This is a genomic window from Salinivibrio socompensis S35 (assembly GCF_000513715.1).
GTDB classification, from domain to species: domain Bacteria; phylum Pseudomonadota; class Gammaproteobacteria; order Enterobacterales; family Vibrionaceae; genus Salinivibrio; species Salinivibrio socompensis.
Genome location: NZ_AQOD01000125.1, coordinates 1 through 9,756, shown reverse-complemented (window position 1 = coordinate 9,756; position 9,756 = coordinate 1). Strand labels below are relative to the sequence as shown.

Genomic DNA, 9,756 nt, shown 5'->3' with positions numbered 1-9,756 from the left:
GATATAACATGGCGTTGGCATAGTTGCTCCTATAAGTATTTAGTCATTAGGCATAACCCCCTTGGTTATGCGTCATCACTAACATGCCAATTTCATGCCAAGTTTTTATTTGTTTATTTTCAATAGTTTTAAATATACACTGACCAATTTTTTGTCAGCACCAAGCAAGAAGTTGCCAAGCTGAGCAACTTCTTGCTCGCGTTGGCAAAAAGTTGCTAGGTCAAAAAGAATCAGGGAAGTAAATCGCGCTTTCATCGAACGGGCAAAAAAACGCCCAGCAAGGCGGCTGGGCGGGAATGGAAGGTCAACCATTGGCTGACGCAACATCAGAACAAGAACATTGCACTGATTATTACGCGGTGTAATGTTCTTTAGTTCATCAGCGATAAGGAATTAATCAAACGGCGTTGGATCACCACTGCCATGGCGACGAATTTCAGGCACACCATCGCTAAAATCGACCACTGTGGTCGGATGCTCACCCAGTACACCACCGTGCATGATCAAATCCACACTGTGCTCTAAATGATCACGAATCGCCTCCGGATCGGATTCGGTGAAATCATTACCAGGCAGAATCAGCGAGGTCGACATCAATGGCTCACCCAAGGCTTCGAGCAAATCCAGGGCGATTTGATTATCGGGGACACGAATGCCAATGGTCTTACGTTTTGGATTCATCAAACGTTTTGGCACTTCTTTGGTCGCTTTAAAAATAAAGGTGTACGATCCTGGGGTATTATTGCGGATTAGCCGAAACGCGACGTTATCCACCCGTGCATATAGTGAGAGCTCAGAAAGATCGCGACATAGCAGCGTAAAATTATGATCTTTATCGAGATCACGAATACGGCAAATACGCTCTAACGCTTGTTTATTCTCAAGCTGACAGCCAAGCGCATAGCCCGAATCCGTCGGATAAATAATCACCCCACCGTTTCGAACAATTTCCACCGCTTGCTTAATTAGCCGCGTTTGCGGATTCTCTGGATGGACATAAAAAAACTGACTCATGGTTCCTCCTGCTGTAGCTTGACCACGTTTTGGATGCGCACCGCCATCCAGCGTTAGTGGCCGACGCGCCGGATAATCCTTGTTATTATTCTATTGTAACGCGTCTGGCTGGTTGCTATCTAGTTGATTTATTGATTGCTGTTTCTGCTCGGCCGCTTCTAACCACGCCCAGTCATGCCAAAGGGGCTGGCAGTCTTTTGGCAGCCATAAATTTCGGCCTAGTTCGGTCCAGGGCGATGGATAATGAAAGTCCGATCCTAGCGAAGCCAACAAGCCATAATCCCGTGCGTAGTCGGCGAGCAAACGGCGCTCTTGCTGGGACTGTTGCGGCAACGCCACTTCGATCGCATCCCCGTTTGCTTCAGAGAACGCCGCCAATAATTCGTTTTAACCATTTGGCTTTGAGCTTGTATCGACCTGGATGCGCAAGTACCGCTTGACCACCGGCTTGATGAATCGCCTCGACTGCTTCTGCAATCGAGCACCAATTGGGCGGCGCATAGCCGGTGTTCCCTCGGGTTAAAAAGCGCTTAAAACAGGCCTGCATGGTTTTCGCGTGGCCCTGCTCCACCAGCCAGCGGGCAAAATGCGCGCGGGTTAGCGGTGCATCGCCAGCCAGCTCGCGCGCGCCAGCGAGTGCTCCTGTGTAATGCGATCGCTCTAACCGCGCAGCAATCAACTCTGCCCGTTGTTGGCGGCGCGTGGCCTGCTCAGCCATCAGCGCGGTTAATGCCGGATGGTACGGATCGATATTTAAGCCCACAATGTGAATATCAAAATTTTGCCACAAAGTAGAGATCTCAATCCCGCTAACCAAGGTGAGGGGCAAGTCTTGGCGATCAATTTCTGCTTGCGCAGCCACCAGCCCGGCGGTGGTGTCGTGATCGGTAATCGCCAACACGCCAACACGACGCTCGACCGCACGCTGCACCAAGGCTTGGGGCGATAATCGACCGTCAGACGCGGTCGTATGGCTATGTAAATCAATGATCATGGTGTATCGGGTTTCCTTAATATGTTCACGCTTTGGTGCTATGGGTCTCGGTGCCATTAAATTAATCTTCGTGCTATTCGTATTGGCACTATCAATGAGCCAATGAGCACGCTCGGCGAACACGATGGATTCATTTATGATTTCTTATCGAGCACTTTTTCCGCACTTTTTTCTGCATTCTTTTTAGTTTCCCCGTTGACACAGAGACAAAATATCAGTTTACTAGTACACAAGTTAACGCGCACCGTTTCTCGGTCTCGGGGAGCAAGATGGCGCTAAGGGTAACAGTCACAACGGAGTCTCGCAGCATGTATTTCGATACCGCGCCTGGTACAAAGGGGATTAACGCAGCACCCACTGCGGTGCTGGCCGTCAGCGCGCTGGCGACATCCATGACCTCTGTTGCGCTTATTGGGTGGCACGGCTCCTCACGGGCGGTGTGACGAGCTGTATCAACAGCCACTCTATTCACAACGCCCGCCACTGACGCGGGCGTTTTTGTCTCTCAGTTTTGCCATCACGCGTTATCGTGCCACTACGTATTTAGCCACCACGCATTCAGCCACGGTAACCCATAACTATAGTTTAAAAGGATATTTGATGATTATTGTACTTAAACCCCAAGCCACTGAGCAGGATGCCAAAGCGCTACTTAACCAAATCGAGCAGTGCGGTTTAAAACCACTTTATATGCCAGGCGTTGAACGCATTGTGTTGGGTGCGCTGGGGGATGAGCGCGTTTTGCAACAGTGCCACTTTGAGGCCAACCCCTTGGTTGAAGAAGTGAAACCGATTTTAACCAAGTACAAACGCGTCAGCCGAGATGTGCAGCCGCACGATAGCGTAGTGAATATCGGCAATGTGCCGGTCGGTGGACAAGACTTTGTGGTCATGGCTGGTCCCTGCTCGGTCGAGTCGGAATCTCAATTGCTGTCCGTGGCCGAGCGCGTAAAGACTCACGGTGCTCGCGTGTTACGTGGCGGTGCCTTTAAACCGCGCACCAGCCTTATGATTTCCAAGGCATGGGGGTTGAGGGGCTAAAGCTGCTCAAACAAGCCAGTGACCTGACCGGCATGCCAACTGTGTCAGAAGTGATGGAAATCAGCCAAGTCGATGCTGTGTGCGAGTACATTGATTGCTTACAAATTGGCGCACGTAACATGCAAAACTATGGCTTACTCAAAGCAGTGGGAGAAACCGGCAAACCTGTCTTGTTAAAACGCGGCCTTTCCGCCACTATCGAAGAGTGTTTGCTGGCAGCGGAATATATTGTCGATGCGGGCAACCCTAATGTGATTTTGTGTGAGCGCGGTATTCGTACTTACGAAACCGCCACAAGAAACACCTTGGATTTAAATGCGGTGGCCTTGATGAAACAACGCAGCCACCTGCCAGTACTGGTCGACCCAAGCCATGGAACGGGCGTGCGAGAGCTGGTGACGCCCCTATCACGCGCGGCTGCAGCCGTCGGCGCAGATGGCATTATTGTGGAAAGCCACCTGAATCCAAGCGAGGCGTTGTCAGACGGTCACCAAGCACTGACCGGCGATATGTTCGCGCAGCTAATGCAAGAATTAACCCCCTTTGTTCAAGCGGCAGGGAGAAAGCTGTGAACACCCATCACCTCCAATACGGCGAGCTCGATACGCTCCAACTGTCGGTGCCTTATGTGGCCGATCCGACCGAACTGTATGCCGCCGTGTGCCAAGATAAACCCTATAGCATGTTGCTGGAGTCGGCTGAAATTGACTCAAAGCGCAACGTGAAAAGCCTGATGCTGGTTGACGCTGCGGTACGCATTGAATGCCAGGCGCAAACCGTGACCTTGCAAGCGCTGACCCATAATGGCGCCCATTTGCTCGACAGCATCAGGCAAAGTGCGGCGCTGCGAGTGTTACCCTGTGAGGCAGAAAGCACTGAGCGTGGCAATCAGCCGGCACTGACACTGACATTCCGCCATCCTAACGACACTGGTGCCCTGCTGGATGAAGACGCCCGCCTGCGCCAAGCGTCGGTGTTTGATGCGCTGCGCGTCGTTAAACAAAGCGTCGCGTTGGATAACCAGCCTGACGATGCGCTGTTTGTCGGCGGCTTATTTGCCTATGACTTAGTCGCCAGTACCGAAACACTTTCCAGCGTGGACGGTACAGAAAGCTGTCCGGATTATCTCTTTTATGTCGCCGAGAGCTTACTGGTGATTGATCACCAACACCGGCAAGCACGCTTACAAGGCACCTTGTTTGGCGGCGATAATGCAAGTGCCCACTACGTGGATTTATCGCGCCGCTTGCAACGCATCAAAGAGGCCTGCTTATCGCCTGCACCGCTTCCAGAGGCGCCCGTGATGACTGAACACTCGGTCGCGGTTTCAGTCTCAGATTCGGCCTTTTGCCAGCAGGTTGAGGCGCTAAAAAAACACGTAATTGCCGGGGATGTGTTTCAAGTGGTGCCCTCGCGCCGCTTTACCCTCGCATGCCCGTCGCCGCTAAATGCTTATCGCGCGCTGAAACACGGCAATCCGAGCCCGTATATGTTTTATCTGCGCGATAGCGAATTCAGCTTATTTGGCGCCTCGCCAGAAAGCGCGCTCAAATATACCCAAGCGACCAATCAGGTTGAGATTTATCCCATTGCGGGCACACGCCAACGCGGAAAGACTGCCCAAGGCAATATTGATCACGACTTAGATAGCCGTATCGAACTCGAGCTGCGTAATGATGAAAAAGAAAATGCTGAACACATGATGCTGGTCGATTTGGCCCGTAACGATGTGGCACGCATTAGCACGCCCGGCAGCCGCCACGTGGCTGATTTGCTCAAAGTCGACCGCTACAGCCACGTGATGCATTTAGTCTCTCGGGTGGTGGGTCAACTTAAACCCGATCTTGACGCGCTGCATGCCTACCAAGCCTGTATGAACATGGGCACGCTGACCGGCGCACCCAAGCTTCGGGCGATGCAGCTTATCCGTGACACCGAACAATGCCGCCGCGGCAGCTATGGCGGTGCTGTGGGCTATTTTACCGGCGCGGGCGACATGGACACCTGCATCGTGATCCGCTCAGCCTACGTTGAAAACGGCCTTGCCACCGTGCAAGCCGGCGCAGGCGTCGTGTTTGATTCTGACCCACAAGCCGAAGCGGACGAAACCCGCGGTAAGGCGCAAGCAGTGATTCATGCGATTCAAACCGCCCACCAAGGAGGCCACTAATGAGCACCCCGACAATGGACATCGTTCTGCTCGATAACATGGACTCCTTTACCTATAACTTGGTGGATCAATTTCGCTCACTCGGTTACCCGGTCACGGTGTTTCGCAACCACCTGGAGGCTGAGGCGATTGTTCGCCACATTCGTACCCTGCCCCAACCGCTGCTGGTGCTCTCGCCCGGCCCGGGTGCACCCGCCGATGCCGGCTGCATGCCCGCATTGATTGAGGCGTTGCGCGGCCAAGTGCCAATGATGGGGATTTGTCTAGGCCAGCAAGCCATCGTTGAAACTTACGGCGGCACAGTGGCAGGCGCCGGCACCATCATGCACGGCAAAGCCTCGGCCATGCACCACCAGCGGCATGCGGTATTTGGCCCATTGGCATCCCCGCTCACCGTGGCCCGTTACCACTCACTGGTGGCGACTGAGGTGCCGGACAGCTTGGATGTCATTGCCACTTCCTTGGATGGCGACACTCAAAAAGTGATGGCCGTGGTGAGCAATACCGACTACGTGGTCGGTTATCAATTCCACCCAGAATCTATTTTGACCGCACAAGGCGCCGCCCTGCTCACCCACACCATCGATTGGGCCAGTGGCTACTATCAGCGCTAACAACAACATCAGCGCTAACAACAACACGTGCCAGATAAGCACGGAGCTCGAACAGACAAATACCGAGGTTAAGTACAGTGATGGATCAACTACTAGAGACGCTCTACCAACAACAGTCACTCAGCCAAGCGCAAAGCGAGCAGCTATTTAGCGCGATTATTCAAGGCGAGCTCGAGCCCGCACGCTTAGCCGCCGCCCTGACCGCTTTGAAAATAAAAGGCGAGACCCCCGAAGAAATCGCCGGCGCCGCAAAGGCACTCACCGATAACGCCGAGCCTTTTCCGCGTCCCTGTTATCCGTTCGCCGATATCGTCGGCACCGGTGGCGATGGCGCCAATACCATCAATATTTCTACTACCGCCGCCTTTGTCGCCGCTGCCTGTGGCGTGAAAGTCGCCAAGCACGGCAACCGTGGCGTGTCGAGCAAATCAGGCTCGTCGGATTTACTCGCCACCTTTGGGATTGATTTGGCGATGCCGGCCGACCAAGCCCGTGCGGCACTAGACGAGATCGGCGTGTGTTTTCTCTTCGCCCCGCAATACCACACTGGCGTGCGTCATGCGATGCCTGTGCGCCAAGCGATGAAAACGCGCACCATCTTTAATCTGCTTGGGCCGTTAATTAACCCGGCCAAACCCAGCATTGAACTCATGGGTGTGTACGATCAAGCCCTAGTCGCGCCGATTGCACAAACCATGCAAAACCTCAATATGACGCGCGCGGCCGTGGTTCACGGTGACGGTCTAGATGAAGTGGCTATCCACGGCCCCACGACGGTGGCAGAAATCACCCCGACGCAGATTGAGCATTACACCCTGACGCCCAGCGACTTTGGCGTATCCCAATACCCACTGGAAAGCATTGCCGGTGGCACCCCCGAGCAAAACCGCGAGATGATCAGCGCCATTTTGCAAGGCAAAGGGACAGACGCCCACCAAGCTGCAGTGGCGGTCAACGTCGCGCTATTGCTACGCTTATTCGGACAAGAAGATTTGAAAGTAAACACCCAACAGGCATTAGAAGTAATGGCGTCTGGTAAGCCTTACACCATCATGCAAGCGTTAGCACAAAGGAGCGCAGTATGACAGCGTCAGCCCTCACCGATACTATTTTAGGCCGCATTGTCGACGACAAAAAACGCTGGGTGGCCGCCCGAAAACAGGCCCAGCCGCTGGACAGCTTTGTCGATCAACTGACACCGAGCGATCGTGATTTTCGTGCTGCGTTGGCCGCGCCAGGTTCACAATTTATCTTGGAGTGCAAAAAAGCGTCCCCCTCGAAAGGGGTGATTCGCGAAGACTTCGATCCGGCCAATATTGCGCGTGCCTACAAACCGTTTGCCGCCGCTATCTCAGTGTTGACTGACGAGGATTACTTTCAGGGCCGTTTTGACTTCTTGCCCATCGTGCGTGAGCAAGTCGACGCACCGGTGCTGTGTAAAGACTTTATCATTGACCCCTATCAAGTCTACCTCGCCCGCCACTATCAAGCGGATGCGATTTTGTTGATGCTGTCAGTACTCGACGATGCTGAATACCGCGAGCTGGCCGAGCTAGCTGAATCATTAAAACTCGGTGTTTTGACCGAAGTAAGCACTGACGACGAGCTGGCACGTGCCAACGCTTTAGGTGCAGTAGTGATTGGGATTAACAACCGCAACTTGCGCGATCTAAGTATTGACCGCGATCGCACCAAACGCTTAGCACCACAAGTGGGCGAAAAAGCGATCGTGATTTCAGAAAGTGGCATTGATAGCCACCGTCATGTACGCGACCTGGCCCACCACGCGGATGGCTTTTTAATTGGTAGCGCCTTGATGGCCGAACCCGACCTCACCTTAGCCCTGCGCAAAGTGATTTTAGGCGATAACAAAGTGTGTGGGCTCACCTCTGCCGACGATGCCCTCGCCGCCTATGACGCGGGGGCCGTTTATGGCGGGCTCATTTTTGTTGAACACTCGCCGCGGGCAGTGAGCGTGGCGGTGGCCGAGCGTGTACAGCAAGGCGCGCCACTTCGTTACGTCGGCGTGTTCCAAAATCACACCGTGGAGACAGTGGCCGAACACGCCCAACAGCTCAACCTCTACGCCGTACAATTGCATGGCGATGAAGACGCGGCGTATCTACAAGCATTGCGCGAGAAACTCCCTGAACACTGTGAAATTTGGAAAGCGCATGGCGTGTCTGATGCCGCCCCAGCGTTAGAAAGCGTCGATGCGGATCGCCACTTAATTGATAGCCGAGTCGGTCAGCAAAGTGGTGGCACTGGCAAAACCTTTGATTGGCACCTGATCCCCAAAGCAGCAAAAGACAAGGTGATGATCGCAGGCGGCCTGAGCCCCGACAATGCAGCCAAGGCCGCAGAACAAGGTTGCTTAGGGCTGGATTTTAACTCCGGCGTGGAACATGCGCCCGGCGTGAAAGATGCCCAAAAATTGAACGCGGCGTTTCGGGCCCTACGTCGCTATTGATTGTCCAGAGAATAGTGATTGCCCAGGGATAAGTGATTTCCCAGAGATGGCTGATTTCCCAAAGATAACTGATTTCGCCGAGATGAACGACGCACTTCGGCACCCAATTAAAGACGTAAAAGGATGATTATGAGCAAGCTTAACCCCTATTTTGGTGAATTTGGCGGCCAGTACGTGCCACAAATCTTGGTGCCTGCACTCGATCAACTCGAGCAAGCGTTTATTGATGCACAAGAAGACCCAACGTTTAAAGACGATTATATTCGCCTGCTGCAAGAGTACGCGGGCCGCCCTACCGCCCTGACGTTATGCCGTAATCTCACCAAAGGGACCAAGACCAAACTCTATCTTAAACGTGAAGATTTGCTGCATGGCGGCGCGCACAAAACCAACCAAGTACTGGGCCAGGCCATGCTCGCTCAGCGCATGGGAAAATCAGAAATTATTGCCGAAACTGGCGCCGGTCAACACGGCGTAGCTACTGCACTGGCGTGTGCGCTGTTGGGGCTAAAATGCCGCATTTATATGGGCGCCAAAGACGTTGAACGTCAAAGCCCCAACGTGTTTCGCATGAAGCTGATGGGCGCGACGGTGATCCCCGTGCACGCTGGGTCTTCGACCCTCAAAGATGCCTGTAACGAGGCGATGCGCGACTGGTCTGCCAACTATGACACCGCACACTATTTGCTCGGCACCGCGGCCGGCCCCCATCCTTTTCCAACCATTGTGCGCGAGTTTCAACGCATTATTGGCGAAGAGACCCGTAAACAGATTCAACGCGCAGAAGGTCGCTTGCCCGATGCGGTGATCGCCTGTGTCGGCGGCGGCTCAAACGCCATTGGCATGTTTGCTGACTTTATCGATGATAAAGAGGTACGCTTAATTGGTGTCGAGCCGGCCGGAAAAGGGCTCGATACCGACCAGCACGGCGCGCCATTGAAACACGGTAAACCCGGGATCTTCTTTGGAATGAAATCACCGCTGATGCAAGATGAATATGGCCAAGTGGAAGAGTCGTATTCGGTGTCTGCAGGGTTAGATTTCCCGTCCGTGGGGCCGCAGCATGCCCACCTCAACGCCATTGGTCGTGCTGAATATCCGGCAGCCACGGATGACGAGGCGCTGGAAGCCTTTCAATCACTGGCGCGTAATGAGGGAATTATTCCCGCATTAGAAACCGCCCATGCCCTGGCTCACGCGCAAAAAATGATCGCCGCCGAGCCCAATAAAGAGCAGATATTGGTGGTGAATTTATCGGGCCGAGGCGACAAAGATATCTTTTCGGTTTATGAGATTTTAGAAGGCAAAGGAGAGCTGTAATGACGGCATCATCGACACGATATCAATCTATGTTTGCAAACTTGGATGCCAAACAACAAGGCGCCTTTGTTCCTTTTGTCACCTTGGGGGATCCAAACCCAGAGCAATCACTCGCGGTAGTCGATGCCTTGAT

The 9,756-nt window shown here is 53.5% G+C and carries 8 protein-coding genes and 2 pseudogenes; 7 read left to right on the top strand and 3 right to left on the bottom strand.

What is annotated here, in order from left to right:
* Positions 1 to 105 precede the first annotated feature (105 nt).
* The 3 genes and pseudogenes from DZ54_RS0113630 to rnm form a co-directional block, all read right to left on the bottom strand.
* Positions 106 to 327 carry a hypothetical protein gene (locus DZ54_RS0113630; RefSeq protein WP_025674650.1) on the bottom strand — a complete coding sequence of 74 codons (222 nt, stop codon included), beginning with the start codon at positions 325 to 327 and terminating at the stop codon, positions 106 to 108.
* Positions 328 to 393: 66 nt separating this feature from the next.
* Positions 394 to 1,014 carry an L-threonylcarbamoyladenylate synthase gene (locus DZ54_RS0113625; protein WP_025674649.1) on the bottom strand — a complete coding sequence of 207 codons (621 nt, stop codon included), beginning with the start codon at positions 1,012 to 1,014 and terminating at the stop codon, positions 394 to 396.
* A 90-nt stretch (positions 1,015 to 1,104) separates the two neighbouring features.
* Positions 1,105 to 2,008: pseudogene (gene rnm / locus DZ54_RS21830) on the bottom strand (RNase RNM).
* 600 nt (positions 2,009 to 2,608) lie between these two features.
* Between rnm and aroF the strand changes: the two are divergent.
* The 7 genes and pseudogenes from aroF to DZ54_RS24905 all read left to right on the top strand — a co-directional run.
* Positions 2,609 to 3,621, top strand: a pseudogene (aroF, locus tag DZ54_RS27545) (3-deoxy-7-phosphoheptulonate synthase).
* The gene (locus tag DZ54_RS0113610; RefSeq protein WP_025674648.1) at positions 3,618 to 5,219 is read left to right on the top strand and encodes an anthranilate synthase component 1; all 1,602 of its coding nucleotides are present in this window, start codon (positions 3,618 to 3,620) and stop codon (positions 5,217 to 5,219) included. Before aroF ends, DZ54_RS0113610 begins: the two are co-directional and overlap by 4 nt.
* Positions 5,219 to 5,833, top strand: a complete 615-nt coding sequence (locus DZ54_RS0113605; RefSeq protein WP_025674647.1) for an aminodeoxychorismate/anthranilate synthase component II — start codon at positions 5,219 to 5,221, stop codon at positions 5,831 to 5,833. The genes DZ54_RS0113610 and DZ54_RS0113605 overlap by 1 nt, the downstream gene beginning before the upstream one ends.
* Before the next feature lie 80 nt (positions 5,834 to 5,913).
* Positions 5,914 to 6,918: an anthranilate phosphoribosyltransferase gene (gene trpD, locus DZ54_RS0113600; protein ID WP_025674646.1), complete on the top strand. Its 1,005-nt coding sequence runs from the start codon at positions 5,914 to 5,916 to the stop codon at positions 6,916 to 6,918.
* Complete coding sequence (gene trpCF / locus DZ54_RS0113595) at positions 6,915 to 8,303, top strand: bifunctional indole-3-glycerol-phosphate synthase TrpC/phosphoribosylanthranilate isomerase TrpF (RefSeq protein ID WP_025674645.1); 1,389 nt, start codon at positions 6,915 to 6,917, stop codon at positions 8,301 to 8,303. Before trpD ends, trpCF begins: the two co-directional genes overlap by 4 nt.
* A 129-nt stretch (positions 8,304 to 8,432) precedes the next feature.
* Positions 8,433 to 9,623 carry a tryptophan synthase subunit beta gene (gene trpB / locus DZ54_RS0113590; RefSeq protein ID WP_025674644.1) on the top strand — a complete coding sequence of 397 codons (1,191 nt, stop codon included), beginning with the start codon at positions 8,433 to 8,435 and terminating at the stop codon, positions 9,621 to 9,623.
* On the top strand, positions 9,623 to 9,756 hold a 134-nt coding region (locus DZ54_RS24905), incomplete at its 3' end, for a tryptophan synthase subunit alpha (RefSeq protein ID WP_205619407.1). The genes trpB and DZ54_RS24905, both read left to right, overlap by 1 nt.